Source organism: Burkholderia sp. Ax-1724 (assembly GCF_011752995.1).
Lineage (GTDB): Bacteria > Pseudomonadota > Gammaproteobacteria > Burkholderiales > Burkholderiaceae > Paraburkholderia.
In genome coordinates this window covers 174,166-193,096 of the sequence record NZ_VWWL01000007.1, presented here as the reverse complement: position 1 = coordinate 193,096, position 18,931 = coordinate 174,166, and the positions used below count along the sequence as shown (strand labels likewise).

The following is an 18,931-nucleotide window of genomic DNA, read 5'->3' as shown; positions in this document are numbered from 1 at the left end:
CCGCCGTGTCCACAGACGCGCCCGCGTCTTGTTGCGCACCTGCCGTCATTTGACCGCCCCGAACGTGAGACCGCGCACCAGCTGCTTCTGCGACAGCCAGCCGACGATCAGGATCGGCGCGACCGCGAGCAGCGATGCAGCGGAGAGCTTGGCCCAGAACAGGCCCTCGGGGCTCGAATACGAGGCGATGAACACGGTCAGCGGCGCCGCGTTCGAACTCGACAGATTGATGCTCCAGAACGCCTCGTTCCACGACAGGATCACGAGCAGCAGCGCGGTCGAGGCGAGCCCCGGCAGCGACATCGGCATCAGCAGATAGACGATCTCCTGCCACGTCGCCGCGCCGTCGATGCGTCCGGCTTCGAGAATGTCGCGCGGAATCTCGGCGAAGTACGTGAACGACATCCACACCGCGATCGGCAGATTGATCAGCGTGTAGACGATCACGAGACCCGACACCGTATCGAGCAGGCCGCTGTTTTTCCACAGCAGATAGATCGGCACCAGCACGCCGACCGACGGCATCATCTTGGTCGAGAGCATCCACAGCAGCACTTTCTGCGTGCGGCGCGTCGGGAAGAAGGCCATCGCATAAGCGGCCGGCACCGCGAGAATCAGGCACAGCAGCGTGACGCCGACCGAGATCAGCACCGAGTTCCACGCGAACGAGAAGTAGTTGCTGCGCGCGAACACCTCGCGGAAGCTGTCGAGCGTCGGCGTGAAAAACAGCGACGACGAATAGGCCTGCTGCTCGGTCTTGAACGCGGTGATCGTCATCCAGAAGATCGGGAAGAACAGCAGCAGCGCGACGAGCCAGGCGATCACGCCGGGAATGGCGCGGGTCACCGTCTCGAACGGCGATTTGGTCGGCACCGCGACCGGCTGCGTCGTCGAGGCAGACGTAGAGGCGGACGTAGAAGCAGCGTGGCTCATTTTTCGTACTCCCCTTTGAGGTTCTTCGCGAGCATCCGCACGAGGAAGAACGACACGATATTGGCCAGCACGACCGCGAGAATGCCGCCCGCCGAGGCGAGACCGACGTCGAACTGCTGCAGGCCCAGCGAGAAGATCAGGTACGACAGGTTGGTGGTCGCATTGCCCGGACCGCCGCCCGTGGTCGTATAGATTTCGGCGAAGATCGACAGCAGGAAGATCGTCTCCATCATCACCACGACCGCGATTGCGCGTCTCAGATGCGGCAGCGTGATGTAGAAGAACATCGAGAACGGACCCGCGCCGTCGATCTTCGCGGCTTCCTTCTGCTCCTGGTCGAGCGACTGGATCGCCGTGAACAGGATCAGGAACGCGAACGGCAGCCACTGCCACGCGACGATCATGATGACCGCGGTCAGCGGATAGTCGGCGAACCAGTCGACCGGCTGCATGCCGAGCGAGCGCATCGCTTGCGCGACGAGGCCGTACACCGGGTGCAGGATCATGTTCTTCCAGATCAGCGCGGAGACGGTCGGCATCACGAAGAACGGCGCGATCGCGAGCAGCCGCGCGACGCCCTGGCCGTAGAACTTGCGGTCGAACAGCACCGCCATCAGCACGCCGCCGCCCACCGTGATGACGAGCACCGAGACGATCAGCTCGATCGTGTGCACGATCGACGGGATGAACGACGGATCGGTCGCGAGATAGCGGTAATTGTCGAGGCCGGCGAAACCGCGCAGGTCCGGATTCAGCAGGTTGTAGCGCGAGAACGAGAACCAGATCGTCATCGCGAGCGGAATCGCCATCCACAGCACGAGTACGCCGACCGACGGCATCACGAGCCAGCGGGCCGAATTCGCCTTGCGGGCTTCGCGTTCTTTTTCGGACTGAGGAGGAGCTTGCATGAGGGGCAGGCGCAAAGGACGCATGATGGATCACCTGTTCGGTAATGCGCGGGGCGTTCGCCTGAACCGCGCGGACGTCATCGGCATCATGTGCGATGGCGTGCCACGTGAGCCTCGTAAGCCGCACGAAACGCGGCGCAGGCGAACGGCCCGCTGTACTGCGGGAGCCGGCCGACGTGGATCGGCCGGCGTGTGACGCAGCGATCGACGTGGGAGTGGGCCGCCGGACCGGTTGCCCGCGGCCACGCCCGCGCGAGTCGATGCGTTGCTTCGCGCGTTACTTCTGGTATCCGGCCTGCTTCACCGCGCGATCGGCGGCGGCATTGCCGGCCGCGAGCGCCTGATCGACCGTCATCTGACCGGCAATCGCGCCCGACACGCTCTGGCCGACCACCGTGCCGAACGACTGGAACTCGGGAATCCCGACGAACTGCACGCCGGTGTACGGCACGGGTTTGAGCGTCGGATGATCGGGGTCGGCCGTCTGGATCGCCTTCAGCACGAAGTCGCCGAACGGCGCGGCCTGCCGGTACTCGGGGCGCGCATAGGTGGACTGGCGCGTGCCCGGCGGCACCGAGGCCCAGCCTTCATCCTTCGCGACCAGCCCGATGTAGTCCTTCGAGGTCGCCCACGTAATGAACTTCTTCGCCGCGTCGGCCTGCTTCGACGACTTCGGAATCGCCAGCGCCCAGGCCCACAGCCAGTGCGAACCCTTCGGCGTGACCTCGACCGGCGCCGCGGCGAAGCCGACCTTGTCGGCGATCTGCGACTGCTGCTTGTTGTAGAGCATGCCGGCCGCGACGGTCGCGTCGATCCACATCGCGCACTTGCCCGAGGACATCAGCGTGAGGTTCTCGTTGAAGCCGTTCGAACTCGCTCCCGGCGGGCCGTCCTTCCTCAGCAGATCGACGTAGAACGTCATCGCCTTCTTCCATTCCGGCGAGGTCAGTTGCGCGTTCCACTTCTCGTCGAACCAGCGGCCACCGAACGTGTTCACGAGCGTGGTCGCATACGCCATGTTCTCGCCCCAGCCCGCCTTGCCGCGCAGGCAGATGCCGTACTGTTCCTTCGATTTGTCGGTGAGCTTGTCGGCGAATTGCGCGATCTGGTCGTAGGTCGGCTGATCGGGCATCTTCAGGCCGGCCTTGTCGAACAGGTCCTTGCGGTAATAGGTCATCGAGCTTTCGACGTAGAACGGCAGCGCATACAGCTGGCCGTTGGCGGAGAGACCGTCGCGCGCCGTCTTCACGACGTCGTCGAGGTCATAGCTCGCGGGCAGGTTCGTGAGCGGCGCGAGCCAGCCGCGCTTGCCCCACTGCGGCGTTTCGTATGCGCCGATCGTCATCACGTCGAACTGGCCGCTGCCGGTCGTGATGTCGGTCGTCGCGCGCTGGCGCAGCACGTTTTCCTCGAGGATCACCCAGTTCAGCTTGATGTCCGGATTCGCCTTTTCGAATGCGGGCGAGAGCTTCTTCAGCTCGATCATGTCCGGATTGTTCAGCGTGGCGATCGTGATGGTCGCCGCCGACGCGCTCAGCGCGAAGCAGGTCGCCGCGCCGGCACTCAGCGCCTTCAGCGCGGTTTTGAGAGCGGGTTTCATTGCTGTCTCCTTTTTGGGTACGTTCTGGGTACGTTATGTCGTGCTGCTTTGGTTTCGCGCGTTCGCTTTGCACGTTCGCTTTGCGCGTTCATTTCGCGCATTCGCTTCGCCAAGTGACGCGCCGCCGCGAGCGGGCAAGGTGCCCGCTCCCGGTCCGTTCCTCAACTCATCCAGTTGCCGCCGTCGACGTTCAGCGTTTGCGCGGTGATGTAGTCCGCATCGGCCGAGGCGAGAAACAGCGCGGCGCCGGTCAGGTCGTCGGGCAGGCCCATGCGGCCGAGCGGCACCGCCTCGCCGACGAGGCGCTTCTTCTCGCCGAGCGGCCGGTTTTCGTAGCGCGCGAACAGCGCGTCGACCTCGCTCCACATCGGCGTATCGACAACGCCGGGTGCGATGCCGTTCACATTGATCTGATGCGGCGCGAGCGCGAGCGCCGCCGACTGCGTATAGCTCAGCACCGCCGCCTTGGTCGCGCAGTAATGCGAGACGAGCGCCTCGCCGCGCCGGCCGGCCTGCGAGGACATATTGATGATCTTGCCGCCGTGGCCCTGCTCGACCATCCGGCTCGCCACCGCCTGCATCAGGAAGAACATGCCCTTCACGTTGACCGAAAAGAGCCGGTCGAACACGTCCCAGGATTCGTCGAGCAGCGGGCGCATGTCGAACAGCGCCGCGTTGTTGAAGAGAATGTCGATCTGGCCGAAGCGTTCGAGCGCGGCCGCCACGATGCGGGCGATGTCGTCGCGGCGCGTAACGTCGGCGCTTACGCAGAAGACGCGCTCGCCGTGCGCGGCGCGCAGCGCGGCGCCGAAACTGTCGGCGGGCTTCAGGTCGACGAGCACGCAGCGCGCGCCCTCGTCGAGATAGCGCCGGGCCACGGCCTCGCCGATGCCGCTTGCCGCGCCCGTCAGAATCGCCACTTTGTCCTGCAATCGTGCCGCCACGGCCTGTCTCCGGTTCGTTTTGCATTCCGCTGCGCAGTGAGCGAACGCTCATTGATCGAGCAATTGCTCCACTGGTGATCGAATGATCGGATACGGACCGGGTCATGTCAAGGCGCCTCGCCAGATTTCGATGGTGCAGCGCGGCAGGAGCGGCGGCGCGGCCGCCCACACGGCCTGACGACAAAAATCGCGATACGTTATATCATTTCGGCCTCATCGCACTCTTGCGCGGCGATCCGCAAGCGGTTGCCGCCCGAAGGCGTCGCCGCGTCTTCCCGCGTCTTCGTCACCGCCACGCCAGGTGGCTCATTCAACTCTCACGCAACAGGACACCACGATGAAACGAATCGGCTCGATGTTGACCGGGGCGCAGCGCGCGCTGAAGCTGTCGAAGTATCTGCTGGCGTCCGGGCTCGCCGCCGTCGCCGTCGGCCACGGCGCGTTCGCCGCCGAAGCTCGGGCCGGCGCGAAAATCCCGGTGGTCGCGGCGGAAAATTTCTACGGCGACGTGGTGCGGCAACTCGGCGGCGAGCGCGTCGACGTGACGAGCATCCTCAGCAATCCGGACCAGGACCCGCATCTGTTCGAAGCGAGCCCGGCCACCGCGCGCGCGTTGCAGCATGCGAGCCTTGTCGTCTACAACGGCGCCGATTACGATCCGTGGATGGCAAAATTGCTGGCCGCTTCGAAAGGCGCGCAGCGCACCGTGATCGTCGCGGCCGACCTCACTGGCAGGAAAGGCGGCGACAATCCGCACCTGTGGTACGACCCGGCGACGATGCCGAAAGTCGCGCGCGCGATCCACGACGCGCTCGGCGCGGCTGACCCGGCGCACAAGTCGGCGTACGATGCGAACCTCGCGAAGTTTCTCGATTCGCTGAAGCCGATCGACGCGAAGGTCGCCGAACTGCACGGCCGCTATGCGGGCCTGCCGGTCACGGCGACCGAGCCGGTGTTCGGCTACATGTCGGACGCGATCGGCCTCGGTATGCGCAACCAGCGCTTCCAGCTCGCCACGATGAACGACACCGAAGCAAGCGCGGCCGATATCGCCGCATTCGAACGCGACCTGCGCGACCAGCGCGTGCGCGTACTGATCTACAACAGCCAGGCCACCGAGGCGCTGACCCAACGCATGCTGAAGCTCGCGCAACAATCGAAGGTCCCGACGCTGAGCGTCACCGAAACGCTGCCGGCCGGCAAGACCTATCAGACGTGGATGCTCACGCAGCTCGACGCGCTCGGCAAGGCGCTCGCCGCGGGCGACACGAACGCGGCACAAGGCGCAAGCGCCAAAGGAACCACTCCATGACTTCGACTGGCCGCCATGCGCCAGCGGGTACGTCAACGGGCCCGTCGCCCGGAACACCCACCACCGCCGCCGGCGCCGTCCGGCGCGACACGCCCGTGCTCGAACTCGAGCGCGTGACGCTCGAACTCGGCGAACGCACGATCCTGCGCGACACCAGCTTCGTCGTAAACCAGGGCGAGTTCATCGGCGTGCTCGGGCCGAACGGCGCGGGCAAGACGACGCTGATGCGCGCGGTGCTCGGCCTCGTGCCGGCCGCGGTCGGCACGATTCGCGTGCTCGGGCAGGTGGTCGAGCGCGGCAATGCCTCGATCGGCTATATGCCGCAGACGCGCAGCGCCCTCGCGGGCCGCCGCGTGCGCGGGCGCGATTTCGTCGCGATGGCCGCCGACGGTCATCGCTGGGGCCTGCCGCATGCGGATGCGAAAACGCGCGCGGACGTCGATCGCGTGCTCGAACTGGTCGGCGCAACCGGCCTCGCCAAACGGCCGCTGTCGGAGCTGTCGGGCGGCGAGCGGCAGCGGCTGCTGCTCGCGCAGTGCCTGCTCGGCAACCCGAAGCTGCTGCTGCTCGACGAACCGTTGATCAGCCTCGATCCGCATCATCAGAAGAGCGTCGTCGAACTCGTGCGGCGCGTGCAGCAGGAGCTCGGCATCGCGGTGCTGTTCTCCGCGCACGAACTGAATCCGCTCCTGAACTCGATCGATCGCGTGCTGTATCTCGGCAGCGGCGTCGCGGCGCTCGGCACCGTCGACGAGGTCATTACGCGGCCGGTACTGTCGCGCCTCTATGGCTCGCCGATTGACGTGATGCGCGTTAATGGCCGCATCTTCGTGATGTCGGGCGGCGTCGAAGTCGAGAAGCACGATCACGAGCATGAACACGACGAGGACGGCGGACATTCGCACGCTCATTCTCACTCGCACGACCACGGCCACGGTCATGCGCACAAACCCTCGCACGGCCATTCGAACCCGCACGACTCACGCGACGGACACAAGCACGATGTTTGAATACGATTTCATGGTGAACGCATTCGCGGCGTCGGGGATCGTCGCGGTGCTGGCCGGCGTGGTCGGCTATTTCCTCGTGATGCGCGGACAGACCTTCGCCGGCCACGCGCTCTCGCACGTCGGCTTCACCGGCGCGACCGGCGCGGTGCTGATCGGCATCTCGCCGATCTGGGGGATGATCGGCTTCACGCTCGCGGCCGGTGTCGGCATGGGCGCGCTCGGCGAGCGGCTGGCGGGGCGCGACGTCGCGATCGGCGTGATTCTTTCGCTGTCGCTCGGTTTCGGCTTGCTGTTTCTGCACTTCTTCACCGCCTACGCGACCCAGGTCACGGCGCTGCTGTTCGGCAACGTGCTCGGCGTGAATGCGTCGACGCTCGGCGTGCTCGCGGCGCTCGGCGTGGTGAGCCTCGCGGCGCTCGCGGCCATCATGCGGCCGCTGCTGTTCGCCTCGCTGCAACCGGAACTGGCCGAAGCGAAGGGTGTGTCGCTGCGCCGCGTGTCGGTGCTGTTTCTCGCGATCGCCGCGCTGGCCGTGGCGGCCTGCACGCAGATCGTCGGCGTGCTGCTCGTGTTCACGCTGATGGTCGGCCCGGCCGCCGCCGCGCAGAATCTGAGCACGCGGCTCTCCACCGGGCTCGTGCTTGCTGCCGTGTTCGCGCTCGCGCAGGCATGGCTCGGCTTGACGCTCGCGTTCTATACCGACTGGCCGACGAGCTTCTGGATCACGGTGCTATCGGCGCTCGTGTATGGCGGGAGTTTGCTGAAGCGGCATTGAGCGGCGCTTACTCCGGTCACATAAGAAAACGGCGGCACGTGCATTTTCTGCACGTGCCGCCGCTCTTCATTTCACACCGTGTTTTATGGCATTTTCAGCCGAGCAACACCTTCGCGTGATGCTCAAGGTGATCTTCGATGAAGGTCGAGATGAAGTAGTAGCCGTGGTCATAACCCGCATGACGGCGCAACGTCAGCGGCTGACCCGCGGCCTTGCACGCGGCTTCGAACACGTCGGGATTCAGCTGCGTCGGCAGGAACTGATCCGCGAGGCCCTGATCGACGAGAATCCCTTGCGCGAACTTGTGCGATGCCTGCGCAACCAGTTCGCTCGCGTCGTACTGACGCCACGCTTCGCGGTCGTTGCCGAGATAGCCGCCGAACGCCTTTTCGCCCCATGGGCAACGCACCGGCGCCGCAATCGGCGCGAACGCCGACACCGACCGATAGAGGTCCGGATTGCGCAGCGCGAGCATCAACGCGCCGTGCCCGCCCATCGAGTGACCGAAGATGCCGAGGCGCGCGCCATCGACCAGCAACTCGCTCACGACCGTCTCGCGCAGTTCGTCGCGCACATACGAGTACATCCGGTAGTGCTTCGACCACGGCTCTGCAGTCGCGTCGACGTAAAAACCCGCGCCGACGCCGAAGTCCCATGCATCGCTCTCGCCCGGCACGTTCGCGCCGCGCGGGCTCGTGTCCGGCGCGATCAATGCGATGCCGTGCTGGGCCGCGAAGCGCTGCGCGCCGGCCTTGATCGGAAACGTTTCTTCCGTGCAGGTCAGTCCGGCCAGATAGAACAACGCCGGGACACGTCCCGCGTTCTCATGCAAGGCCTGCGGCGGCAGATAGACCGAGAAGCGCATCGGCAGACCGATCGTGCGCGACTCGTGCCGGTAGAAGCGCTGCTCGCCGCCATGAATGGCGTGCGACGAGAGTAGTTCGAGCATCGCGGCGCTCCTCGCTTAGTACAGCACGACCGAACGGATCGACTCGCCCTTCTTCATCAGGTCGAAGCCCTCGTTGATGCGTTCGAGCGGCAGACGGTGCGTGATGAGGTCGTCGATATTGATCTTGCCTTCCATGTACCAGTCGACGATTTTCGGCACGTCGGTGCGGCCACGCGCGCCGCCGAACGCCGAGCCCTTCCACTCGCGGCCCGTCACGAGCTGGAACGGCCGCGTGCTGATCTCCTCGCCGGCCGCCGCGACGCCGATGATGAACGACTGGCCCCAGCCCTTGTGCGTGCATTCGAGCGCCTGGCGCATCACCTTGGTATTGCCGATGCATTCGAACGAGTAGTCGGCGCCGCCGTCGGTCAGCTGCACGATGTGATCGACGACGTTCTCGACTTCGTTCGGGTTGATGAAGTGCGTCATGCCGAACTTCTTCGCCAGCTCGACGCGTCCCGGGTTCAGATCGACGCCGATGATCTTGTCCGCGCCGACCATCTTCGCGCCCTGGATCACATTGAGGCCGATGCCGCCGAGCCCGAACACGACCACGTTCGCGCCCGCCTCGACCTTCGCCGAATACACGACCGCGCCGACGCCGGTCGTCACGCCGCAGCCGATGTAGCAGATCTTGTCGAACGGCGCGTCCTCGCGCACCTTCGCGACCGCGATCTCCGGCACGACGATGTAGTTCGAGAACGTCGACGTCCCCATGTAGTGGAACAAAGGCTTGCCGTCGAGCGAGAAGCGCGAGGTCGCGTCGGGCATCAGGCCCTTGCCCTGCGTCGAGCGGATCGCCTGACACAGGTTGGTCTTGCGCGACAGACAGAACTTGCACTGGCGGCATTCGGGCGTGTAAAGCGGAATCACGTGATCGCCCTTCTTCAGCGTGCCGACGCCGGGGCCGACATCGACGATCACGCCCGCGCCTTCGTGGCCGAGAATCGCCGGGAAGATGCCTTCGGGGTCGGCGCCCGACAGCGTGTAGTAGTCGGTGTGGCAGATGCCCGTCGCCTTCACTTCGATCAGGACTTCACCGGCGCGCGGACCTTCGAGATCGACTTCCTCGATCGTCAACGGGGCGCCGGCTTTCCATGCGATTGCTGCTTTGGTCTTCATCGTCAATGCTCCTGTGGGTCCGTGAGTCGGTTTGATTGTGCGGAGCGCGTCGCGGATCGGGATGCCGCGGCGCGCGCGTGTTCTGGTTCGTGCGCTGCTTCGTGTTCGACTGCGTGTCCTGGTTCGTGAGCCGGGACCATGCTTGCGCTGCGGCCGGGCTCGTGCGAGCCGTTGCTTGCTGCTGTTTGCTTGCTGTTGCTTGCTGTTGCTTGCTGTTGCTTGCTGTTGCTTGCTGTTGCTTGCTGTTGCTTGCTGTTGCTTGCTGTTGCTTGCTGTTGCTTGCTGCCTGCACGGCTCGCGATTGGCGATGTCGCGTCCTGCGGCATCGCGTACCGGGCGGCGGCTTGGCGCGCGAAAAGCGTAATGGTATTGCAAAGTGTGGGGCGAGAGCATGCTCGGTGACTGCGCTTCGTGCGTTGCTTGTTGTCCGCGGTCGTTGCCAAGTGTGTTGCCGTAGTCGTTGCCGCGGTCGCTACCAGGTGTGTTGCCGTGCGTTTTGCAATATTCATTGCCGTGCTTGTTGCCTCGCCGTCCAGGATTCGTTGCAACGCCGTTGCAGCACCCATCGCCGTACTTTGCCATGCCAGTACACGTTGCCGCAGCATGGCCTCGTGCTCGCCGGGACGGCCGCCGCGTTCATCGCCGCTACCGCTACCGGGCTTCGCGCTGCGTCGTACCACCGAACCACGGCTCGACGCGGCCATACAGATCGACGAAGCGTGCATAGCGCTCCGCCAGCGCCGCATCGCCTCGCGGACCCGCCACGCGCGTCGCGCCGGGCGCGAGCGCGGCAAGATCGCGCGCATGCCAATGACCGCTCGCGAGGCCGCCGAGTATCGCGGCACCGCGCGGTGCCGCGTTCGGACAGTCGACCGCATGCAGCTCGACGCCGAGCGCATCGGCGAGCAGCTGACGCCAGCGTGGATCGACCGAGCCACCGCCCGCGAGCTTGAGCGCCGTGACCGTGGCCCCGCTCGAGCGAACCGCATCGAGCCCGGCGCGCAGCGAGAACGCAACGCCTTCGAACGCGGCGCGCATCATCGCGCCGCGCGTGTGTTCGAGCGAGAGGCCGAGCCAGCCGCCGCGCGCCTGCGGGTTGAGCCACGGCGTGCGCTCACCGGTCAGGTACGGAAGGAAGGTCAGGCCCGAAGATGCGCGGGATTCGCCGTGGGTTGCCGGGCGAGTTGTCCGGGTGGGGGCAGCGCTGAGGGCGGCGTTGCTGTCAGCGCCGAGGTCAGCGCCGGTGGGCGTGTCGGCACTCGCGCCGAAACTCGCGCTCGATACCGCGCTCATCGGCTCGCCGGGCGCCCCGCTGACGGACCCGGCGGATTTGCCGTTCGCGGCACCACCAGATACAGCGCCGGACACATCGGCAACGGCATCACCGAACGCCTCGCGATACGCATCCACCCACTCATACGACAGCCAGCCGCGCACACGCTCCAGCGCAATGCCGACGTTCTGCATCGCCGCCATCCGATACCAGTGATCGCTGGCCGCGCGATAGCGATGCAGCCCCTTCACCGCCACGGGCTCGCCGCTCGCGAGGACGGCGATCTGTCCGCCCGTGCCAGTGGTCAGCAGCGCATCGCCGTCCTGCGCGAGTCCGCTGCCGAGCGCCGCGCACGGCGTATCGGCGGCGCCGGTCGCGAGCACGATGCCGGCGCGCAAGCCGAGTGCCTGCGCGGCCCTCTGCGACAGCACACCGGCCGCCGCATACGACGGCGCGAGCGGCGCGAACCAGTCGCGCGGAATCCCGAGCCGCTCGAGCAGCGCCGCATCCCACACGCCGGCCGGACTGGCGAGCGCGGTCGCGCAAGCATCGGACGGATCGGTCGCGAACGCGCCGCCGAGCGCGACGCGCAGCCAGTCTTTCGGCTGCAACGCCCAACGCGTGCGGCGCGCGGTCTGCGGCTCATGCAGCACGATCCAGCGCAGCAGCGGACCGGCCATGCCAGGCGCGACCGGATTCGGCTGCGGCTCGGGCCACGCGTCGAGCAGATCGAGCGCGCGCGAGTCGGGCCATAGCAGCGCGGGACGCACGGGCTCGCCGTGCGCATCGAGCAGCACGACGCCGTGCATCTGGCCGGACAGGCCGATCGCCCGCACATCGTCGCGCAGATGCCGCGGCAGACGCGCCAGCGCCTCGACGAGCGCGCTCCACCACGTCTCTACCGCGATCTCGGCCCAGCCCGCGCGCGGCGTATCGAACGCATAAGCGACGCTCGACACCGCCTGCTCGCGGCCGTGTTCGTCGACGACTGCCGCTTTGAGGGAACCGGTGCCGAGGTCGATGCCGAGAAAACTCATGGGTGCGAGGACGTCGAAATAAGGATGAAGGAGGGACTGGAAGCGAAGCAGGAAACGCGGCTGGAAACATGACCAGAAGCGCGGCCGGAGGCGCGGCTGGAAGCGCAACTGGAAACAGCACCCCAAGCGCCGCAAAACACGCGGCCAGAAGCAACGTCCGGCGCACGGCCCGCAAGCACCGCAAACCCGCCAAACGCGGGTTAACCCCGCCATGCCGCGAACCATCTCAAAACAGGACTATGCTGCGAGCGAGATACACGTTATTGATTCTCACACATATCCCCGCGCGCGACGCATCCGTGCCGCGCGCCGGCGCACCCTGCCCGCACTCGCCGCCACACAGGGCCCGCCGCCGATCCGCCGGGGATGCAGCCACGATAAACCGCGTGCCGGCCTTCGATCCGGCTTTCAAACGAGGCCCGCGCATATCGTCACCGGGAATGCCGGAATAGCCGCGCGCGGTCTTGTAGCGGATTTTCGTCCCCGATACCTTGGAGTCATTCCAAAACAGATGGTGGAGACAGACGATATGCAAGCGAACACGGTTCACCCGTGCGACGAACACCTGCCCGCGGGCCAGTTGCTCACCCTCGGCATCCAGCACGTGCTGGTCATGTACGCCGGCGCAGTCGCGGTACCGCTCATCATCGGCGCGGCGCTCAAGCTGCCGAAAGACCAGATCGCGTTCCTGATCAGCGCCGACCTGTTCTCGTGCGGCATCGCCACGCTGATCCAGACGCTCGGGCTGTGGATCTTCGGCATCCGTCTGCCCGTCATCATGGGCTGCACGTTCGCGGCCGTCGGGCCGATGGTCGCAATCGGCACCAATCCCTCGCTCGGCATTCTCGACATCTTCGGCTCGACGATCGCGGCCGGCGTGATCGGCATTCTGGCCGCGCCGATGGTCGGCAAGCTGCTGCGCTTCTTCCCGCCGGTCGTGATCGGCGTCGTGATTTCGGTGATCGGCCTCTCGCTGATGGAAGTCGGCATCAACTGGGCGGCGGGCGGCGTCGGCAATCCCGACTACGGCAATCCGGTCTACCTTGGCCTGTCGCTGCTCGTGCTGACGCTGATCCTGCTCATCAACAAGTTTGCCCGGGGGTTCGTCGCCAATATCTCGGTGCTGCTCGGCATCGTCGCCGGCTTCGTGATCGCGCTGCTGCTCGGCCGCGTCAACATGGACGGCGTCACGCACGCACCGTGGGTCGGCTTCGTGATGCCGTTCCACTTCGGTCTGCCGCACTTCGACCCGCTCTCGATCGCGACGATGGTCACGGTCATGTTCGTCACGTTCATCGAATCGACGGGCATGTTCCTCGCGGTCGGCGACATGGTCAATCGTCCGGTCGATCAGAAGACGCTGGTGCGCGGCCTGCGCGTCGACGGGCTCGGCACGCTGATCGGCGGCATCTTCAACTCGTTCCCGCATACGTCGTTTTCGCAGAACGTCGGACTGATCGGCGTGACCGGCGTGAAGAGCCGCTTCGTCTGCGCGGTGGGCGGCGTGATCCTCGTGCTGCTCGGCCTGTTCCCGAAGATGGCGCAGGTGGTCGCCTCGGTGCCGGCGTTCGTGCTCGGCGGCGCGGGCATCGTGATGTTCGGCATGGTCGCGGCGAACGGCATCAAGGTGCTCTCGCGCGTCGACTTCGTGAAGAATCACCACAACCTGTTCATCGTCGCGGTCAGCATCGGCCTCGGGCTCGTGCCGGTCGTGTCGCCGCACTTCTTCTCGCAACTGCCGCCGGCGCTGTCGCCGCTGCTGCATAGCGGGATTCTGCTGGCGTCAGTGTCGGCGGTCGTGCTGAACCTGATCTTCAACGGCGTGAAGAGCGAGAAGAAGGCGCGCTGCGAGATCCGCCGCGCCGGACACGATCTCGACACGAGCGCGGGCAGCGAGCCGCCGCATAACGAGATGCTGCGGGCGGCGGATTTGCATTGAGCTTTGGTGGGTGCCGGCGGCGGGTTCGGGTTTGGATTTCGGTTTGGGTTCGCCGTGTCGTGGGTGAAGTCTTCGACGCAAGCGCAGGCGCAGGCGATGAATCGCGCCATGGCAGGACGCTGGGCACCGTGGATTGTGCTTTGAGCGTCGCCGAGCAAGTACCGGCCCCGCTCATCTACTGCCACCTGATTTGCCATCGCCTCGCTTGAAGCCCATTCGGCTTCTCGGCGCGACGGATACCGCACACAAACAGAAAAGCCACGGCACGCCGTGGCTTTTCTGTTTGCTGCGCCGCTTGCTTGCGCGAGCGGTGGGCGGTTCCCTCTACTTCGCCGGGCGCCGCCGCGCCAGCACGTTACCGACTGCCGACGCTCACCCCGCCGTCGCCGCCGAAGCTGCGACCGGCGCGCTCGCCGCACCGTAGTCGACCGGCGCGTCCGCGGGACGCGGCTGGTCGCCGGTGTGCTCGATCCAGCCGCCGCCGAGCGCCTGGTACAGCGTGACCAGGTTTTCGAGGCGCTGCATGCGCGCGGTAATCAGCGACTGCTGCGACGAATACAGATCGGTCTGCGCGGTCAGCACCGACAGATAGCTGTCGACGCCGTTCTTGTAGCGCAGGTTCGACAGATCGAGGCGACGCTGCTCGGCCGACGTATTGCGCTCGAGCGCCTGAATCTGCTGATCGTAGGTGCCGCGCGCCGCAAGCCCGTCCGCCACTTCGCGGAAGGCCGTCTGGATCGCCTTTTCATACGTGGCGATCTGCACGTTCTTCTCGATGTTGGCGAGATTGAGGTTGGCGATGTTCTGGCCACCCTCGAAGATCGGCAGCGTGATCGACGGCGCGAAGCTCCACGCCGCCGAGCCCGGCTTGAACAGCCCGCCGAGCGTCGGGCTCAGCGTGCCGAAGCTGCCGGTCAGCGAGACCTTCGGGAAGAACGCCGCGCGCGCCGCGCCGATATTCGCGTTGGCCGCGAGCAGGTTCTCCTCGGCCTCCATGATGTCGGGACGGCGCGTGAGCAGGTCGGACGGCAAGCCCGCCGGAATGTCCGTGAGCAGATTCTGGTCGTTCAGCTGCAAGCCCGGCGGCAGATCGGCCGGCAACGGCTCGCCGACCAGCAGCACGAGCGCGTTTTCAGCCTGCGCCCGCAAACGCGCCTGCGCCTGCAGATTGGCGCTCGCGGTCTCGACGACCGTTTGCGCCTGGCGCAGATCGAGTTCCGAACCCGTGCCGTTGTCGAACTGCAGCTTCGTGATGCGGTACGACTCCTGCGCGTTCGTCAGCGTGTCCTGCGTGACCTTCAGCAGATCGTCGAGTTCGAGCAGCGTCAGGTACTGGTTCGCGACCTGCGAGACCAGCGAAATTTCCGCGGCCTTGCGCGCCTGCGCCGTACCGAGATACGTCGCCAGCGCCTGGTCCTTGAGGCTCTGCACGCGCCCGAAGAAGTCGATTTCCCACGACGCATTCAGCCCCACCGAATACGTGTTGGAAATGGTCGGGCCGTTGGGCGAGATCAGCAGGTCGCGCGGCGTGCGCTGCCGGCTTTGCGACCCCGCGGCATTGAGCGTCGGGAACAGACCTGCGCGCACGATCCGGTACTGCGCGGCCGACGCCTGCATGTTCAGCACCGACACACGCAGATCACGGTTGTTCTTCAGCGCGATTTCGATGAGCCGCTGCAAGCGCTGATCGACGAAAAACTCGCGCCAGCCGATGTCGGCGGCGGCCTGGCCGTTCGCGCTGCGCGCGCCCGGAGCGCCGGGCTGCGTGTCGTACACGCCGCCCGTCGGGAAGGTCGCCGTGACGGGCGCGGCGGGGCGCTCGTAGTGCGGCGCCATCGTGCAACCCGCGGCGAGCAGCGCGACCGCCACTGCAATCAAAGAATGTTTTTGCATCTCAATGTCCATCCTTGCCCGAGTCATGGTCAGCCGACCCGCCTGCCGAACCGCCACCCTGCGGTTCATGCGGATGGTGCTGTTCGTAGTGGCGCAGCGCCTCGTCCGGGTCTTCCTTCTCGCCGCCGAACTTCGCGCGGATCACGACGAAGAACATCGGGATCATGAAGATCGCGAGGAAGGTCGCCGTCAACATACCGCCGATCACGCCGGTGCCGATCGCGTGCTGGCTGGCCGAGCCCGCGCCGTTACTGATCGCGAGCGGCAGCACGCCGAGAATGAACGCGAGCGAGGTCATCAGGATCGGGCGCAGCCGCAGACGCGCCGCTTCGAGCGCGGCCTCGATCGGCCCCATGCCTTCGCCCTGCTGCAGTTCGCGCGCGAATTCCACGATCAGAATCGCGTTCTTCGCCGACAGGCCGACCGTGGTCAACAGACCCACCTGGAAGAACACGTCGTTCTCGAGCCCGCGCAAGGTCGCGGCCAGCAGTGCGCCGATCACGCCGAGCGGCACCACCATGATCACCGAGAACGGGATCGACCAGCTTTCATACAGCGCCGCGAGACACAGGAACACGACGAGGATCGAGATGCCGTACAGGATCGGCGCCTGCGAACCGGACTGGCGTTCCTGCAGCGACAGCCCCGTCCACTCGTAGCCGACGCCGGGCGGCAGCTTCGTGACGAGCGCTTCCATCGCCGCCATGGCTTGACCGGTCGACTTGCCCGGTGCGGCCGCGCCCTGGATTTCCACCGACGAGATACCGTTGTAGCGCTCGAGCTTCGGCGAACCGAACGTCCACTCGGTGCTCGCGAAGGCCGAGAACGGCACCATCGTGCCGGCGTTGTTGCGCACGAACCAGGCATTCACGTCTTCCGGTTTCATGCGGAACGGCGCGTCGCCCTGCAGGTACACCTTCTTGATCCGGCCGTCGGTATCGAGGAAGTTGTTGACGTACTGCGACGCCCACGCGATCGAGAACGTCTGGTCGATCGCGGCGAGCGACACGCCAAGCGCGGCGGCCTTCTCGTGGTCGATGTTCACCTTGAACTGCGGCGTGTCGTTCAGGCCGTTCGGACGCACCTGCGCGAGCGTCGGGTCCTTCGCGGCGAGACCGAGCAGCATGTTGCGCGCTTCCATCAGCTTCGCGTGACCGATACCGGCGCGGTCCTGCAGCTGGAAGTCGAAGCCCGCTGCCGTGCCGAGTTCAGGAATCGACGGCGGATTGACCGGATACACGAGCGCGTTCTTGTAGCTGCTGAAGTGCATGAAGAGACGGCCCACGAGCGCCTGCACCTTCTGGTCCGCATGCTGGCGCTCGCCGTAGTCCCGCATCCGCACGAACACGAGACCCGCGTTCTGGCCGCGGCCGGCGAAGCTGAAGCCGTTCACCGTGAAGGTCGACTCGACGATTGCCTTCTCGTCGTTGAGCAGGTAGTCGGACACGTCCTTCAGCGCGCGCGCCGTGGTTTCCTGAGTCGAGCCGGTCGGCGTCTGCACGAGCACGAACATCGTGCCCTGGTCTTCATCAGGCAGGAACGACTTCGGCAGACGCACGAACAGCAGGCCGACCGCGAAGATCACCACCATGTAGATGATGAGCCAGCGGCCCGAGCGCTTGATCACGTGGTGCACGCCCGAGTGGTACTTGTCGCGGCTCGCGTTGAAGGTGCGGTTGAACCAGCCGAAGAAACCGGTGGCCTTTTCGTGATGCCCCTTCGGAATCGGCTTGAGGATCGTCGCGCACAGCGCCGGCGTCAGAATCAGCGCGACGAGCACGGACAGCACCATCGCCGCGACGATCGTCAGCGAGAACTGCCGGTAGATCGCGCCGACCGAGCCGCCCGAGAACGCCACCGGCACGAACACCGCCGACAGCACGAGCGCCACGCCGACGAGCGCGCCGGTGATCTGGTCCATCGCCTTGCGGGTTGCCTCGCGAGGCGATAAGCCCTCTTCCTGCATGACCCGCTCGACGTTTTCCACCACCACGATCGCGTCGTCCACCAGCAGGCCGATTGCGAGCACGAGGCCGAACATCGACAGCACGTTGATCGAGAAGCCGACCACGCTCATGATCGCGAACGTGCCGAGCAGCACCACCGGCACCGCGATCGTCGGGATCAGCGTGGCGCGCAGGTTCTGCAGGAACAGGTACATGACGAGGAACACCAGCACGATACCTTCGAGCAGCGTCTTGACCACTTCCTCGATCGACAGGCGCACGAACGGCGTCGTGTCGTACGGGTACTGGACGACGAGACCGTGCGGGAAGTACTTCGACAGTTCGGCGACCTTTGCCCGCACCGCTTTCGCAGTGGCGAGCGCGTTCGCGCCCGTAGCGAGCTGGATACCGAAGCCTGCCGTCGGCTGGCCGTTGTACTTGGTGTCGAAGTTGTAGTTTTCGCCGCCGAGCTCGATGTGCGACACGTCGCGCAGACGCACCTGCGAACCGTCCGGATTGACCTTCAGCAGGATGTTGCCGAACTGCTCGGGCGTATTGAGCAGCGTCGCCTCGGTGATCGTGGCCTGCAGCACCTGGCCCGGCACCGACGGCGTGCCGCCGAGCGCGCCGCCCGCGACCTGCACGTTCTGCGCCTGCAGCGCGGCCTGCACATCGACCGGCGTGAGCGAGAAGTTGTTCAGCTTGTTCGCGTCGAGCCAGATCCGCATCGCGTACTGCGAGCCGAACAGCGTCACCGTGCCGACCCCGTCGATACGGCTGACCGGGTCTTCGATGTTCGACGCCACGTAGTTCGCGAGGTCGTACTTGGACATGCTGCCGTCGGTCGAGACGAACGCCATCACCAGCAGGAAGCTGCTGCTCGACTTCGTGACCTTGGTGCCGAGCTGCTGCACCGCCTGCGGAAGCAGCGGCGTGGCGAGCTGCAGCTTGTTCTGCACCTGCACCTGCGCGATGTCAGGGTTGGTGCCGGCCGCGAACGTCAGCGTGATGGTTGCCGTGCCCGAGTCGTCCGAGGTCGACGCGAGGTACAGCAGGTGGTCGAGACCGCTCATCTGCTGCTCGATCACCTGCGTGACGGTGTTTTCCACCGTCTTTGCCGAGGCGCCCGGATACGTTGCGCTGATCTGGATGGACGGCGGCGCGATGGTCGGGTATTGCGCGATCGGCAGCGTGAACACCGACGCGATACCCGCGAGCATCAGGATGATGGCGATCACCCAGGCAAAAATCGGGCGATCGATAAAGAACTTTGCCATGAAGCGGGCTCCC

13 protein-coding genes are annotated in these 18,931 nt (G+C 65.8%); 4 read left to right on the top strand and 9 right to left on the bottom strand.

Annotated features, from left to right (window positions below):
- Positions 1 to 45 precede the first annotated feature (45 nt).
- The 4 genes from F3J19_RS11350 to F3J19_RS11335 form a co-directional block, all read right to left on the bottom strand.
- The gene (locus F3J19_RS11350) at positions 46 to 933 is read right to left on the bottom strand and encodes a carbohydrate ABC transporter permease (protein WP_167040909.1); all 888 of its coding nucleotides are present in this window, start codon (positions 931 to 933) and stop codon (positions 46 to 48) included.
- Entirely contained in the window at positions 930 to 1,865 is a 936-nt protein-coding gene (locus F3J19_RS11345) for a sugar ABC transporter permease (RefSeq protein ID WP_167040906.1), read from the bottom strand. Before F3J19_RS11345 ends, F3J19_RS11350 begins: the two co-directional genes overlap by 4 nt.
- A 253-nt stretch (positions 1,866 to 2,118) precedes the next feature.
- Entirely contained in the window at positions 2,119 to 3,441 is a 1,323-nt protein-coding gene (locus tag F3J19_RS11340; RefSeq protein ID WP_167040903.1) for a sugar ABC transporter substrate-binding protein, read from the bottom strand.
- A 161-nt stretch (positions 3,442 to 3,602) separates the two neighbouring features.
- On the bottom strand, positions 3,603 to 4,385 hold the full coding sequence (locus F3J19_RS11335; RefSeq protein WP_167040900.1) for an L-iditol 2-dehydrogenase: 783 nt from the start codon (positions 4,383 to 4,385) through the stop codon (positions 3,603 to 3,605).
- Between the two features lie 337 nt (positions 4,386 to 4,722).
- Here F3J19_RS11335 and F3J19_RS11330 point away from each other — a divergent pair, with 337 nt between their 5' ends.
- Genes F3J19_RS11330 through F3J19_RS11320 form a run of 3 tightly spaced genes read left to right on the top strand, consistent with a single transcriptional unit; the run spans position 4,723 to position 7,482 of the window.
- A complete protein-coding gene (locus tag F3J19_RS11330; protein WP_167040898.1) occupies positions 4,723 to 5,697 on the top strand; it encodes a metal ABC transporter solute-binding protein in 975 nt (324 codons plus the stop codon).
- The gene (locus F3J19_RS11325) at positions 5,694 to 6,707 is read left to right on the top strand and encodes an ABC transporter ATP-binding protein (protein WP_205192751.1); all 1,014 of its coding nucleotides are present in this window, start codon (positions 5,694 to 5,696) and stop codon (positions 6,705 to 6,707) included. The genes F3J19_RS11330 and F3J19_RS11325 overlap by 4 nt, the downstream gene beginning before the upstream one ends.
- Positions 6,700 to 7,482 (top strand): metal ABC transporter permease, encoded by a 783-nt coding sequence (locus F3J19_RS11320; protein WP_167040895.1) that lies wholly within the window; start codon positions 6,700 to 6,702, stop codon positions 7,480 to 7,482. The genes F3J19_RS11325 and F3J19_RS11320 overlap by 8 nt, the downstream gene beginning before the upstream one ends.
- A gap of 94 nt (positions 7,483 to 7,576) precedes the next feature.
- On the opposite strand, the gene fghA is transcribed toward F3J19_RS11320, so the two are convergent.
- From fghA to F3J19_RS11305, 3 genes are all read right to left on the bottom strand, one after another.
- Positions 7,577 to 8,431 (bottom strand): S-formylglutathione hydrolase, encoded by an 855-nt coding sequence (gene fghA, locus F3J19_RS11315; protein WP_167040891.1) that lies wholly within the window; start codon positions 8,429 to 8,431, stop codon positions 7,577 to 7,579.
- Positions 8,432 to 8,446: 15 nt separating this feature from the next.
- Positions 8,447 to 9,553, bottom strand: a complete 1,107-nt coding sequence (locus F3J19_RS11310) for an S-(hydroxymethyl)glutathione dehydrogenase/class III alcohol dehydrogenase (RefSeq protein WP_028197996.1) — start codon at positions 9,551 to 9,553, stop codon at positions 8,447 to 8,449.
- 651 nt (positions 9,554 to 10,204) lie between these two features.
- Positions 10,205 to 11,863, bottom strand: a complete 1,659-nt coding sequence (locus F3J19_RS11305; RefSeq protein ID WP_167040888.1) for an FGGY family carbohydrate kinase — start codon at positions 11,861 to 11,863, stop codon at positions 10,205 to 10,207.
- A gap of 529 nt (positions 11,864 to 12,392) precedes the next feature.
- Here F3J19_RS11305 and F3J19_RS11300 point away from each other — a divergent pair.
- Complete coding sequence (locus F3J19_RS11300; RefSeq protein ID WP_167040886.1) at positions 12,393 to 13,802, top strand: nucleobase:cation symporter-2 family protein; 1,410 nt, start codon at positions 12,393 to 12,395, stop codon at positions 13,800 to 13,802.
- A gap of 372 nt (positions 13,803 to 14,174) precedes the next feature.
- Here the strand turns inward: F3J19_RS11300 and F3J19_RS11295 are convergent, their stop codons facing one another.
- The gene (locus F3J19_RS11295; protein ID WP_167040883.1) at positions 14,175 to 15,695 is read right to left on the bottom strand and encodes an efflux transporter outer membrane subunit; all 1,521 of its coding nucleotides are present in this window, start codon (positions 15,693 to 15,695) and stop codon (positions 14,175 to 14,177) included.
- 1 nt (position 15,696) lies between these two features.
- A complete protein-coding gene (locus F3J19_RS11290; RefSeq protein ID WP_167040880.1) occupies positions 15,697 to 18,918 on the bottom strand; it encodes an efflux RND transporter permease subunit in 3,222 nt (1,073 codons plus the stop codon).
- Positions 18,919 to 18,931: the final 13 nt, after the last annotated feature.

Bases quoted from the DNA above. Each gene is read 5' to 3' on its own strand.
- F3J19_RS11350 (WP_167040909.1), bottom strand. From the start codon at position 933: ATGAGCCACGCTGCTTCTACGTCCGCCTCTACGTCTGCCTCGACGACG.
- F3J19_RS11345 (WP_167040906.1), bottom strand. From the start codon at position 1,865: ATGCGTCCTTTGCGCCTGCCCCTCATGCAAGCTCCTCCTCAGTCCGAA.
- F3J19_RS11340 (WP_167040903.1), bottom strand. From the start codon at position 3,441: ATGAAACCCGCTCTCAAAACCGCGCTGAAGGCGCTGAGTGCCGGCGCG.
- F3J19_RS11330 (WP_167040898.1), top strand. From the start codon at position 4,723: ATGAAACGAATCGGCTCGATGTTGACCGGGGCGCAGCGCGCGCTGAAG.
- F3J19_RS11325 (WP_205192751.1), top strand. From the start codon at position 5,694: ATGACTTCGACTGGCCGCCATGCGCCAGCGGGTACGTCAACGGGCCCG.
- F3J19_RS11320 (WP_167040895.1), top strand. From the start codon at position 6,700: ATGTTTGAATACGATTTCATGGTGAACGCATTCGCGGCGTCGGGGATC.
- fghA (WP_167040891.1), bottom strand. From the start codon at position 8,431: ATGCTCGAACTACTCTCGTCGCACGCCATTCATGGCGGCGAGCAGCGC.
- F3J19_RS11310 (WP_028197996.1), bottom strand. From the start codon at position 9,553: ATGAAGACCAAAGCAGCAATCGCATGGAAAGCCGGCGCCCCGTTGACG.
- F3J19_RS11305 (WP_167040888.1), bottom strand. From the start codon at position 11,863: ATGAGTTTTCTCGGCATCGACCTCGGCACCGGTTCCCTCAAAGCGGCA.
- F3J19_RS11300 (WP_167040886.1), top strand. From the start codon at position 12,393: ATGCAAGCGAACACGGTTCACCCGTGCGACGAACACCTGCCCGCGGGC.
- F3J19_RS11295 (WP_167040883.1), bottom strand. From the start codon at position 15,695: ATGCAAAAACATTCTTTGATTGCAGTGGCGGTCGCGCTGCTCGCCGCG.
- F3J19_RS11290 (WP_167040880.1), bottom strand. From the start codon at position 18,918: ATGGCAAAGTTCTTTATCGATCGCCCGATTTTTGCCTGGGTGATCGCC.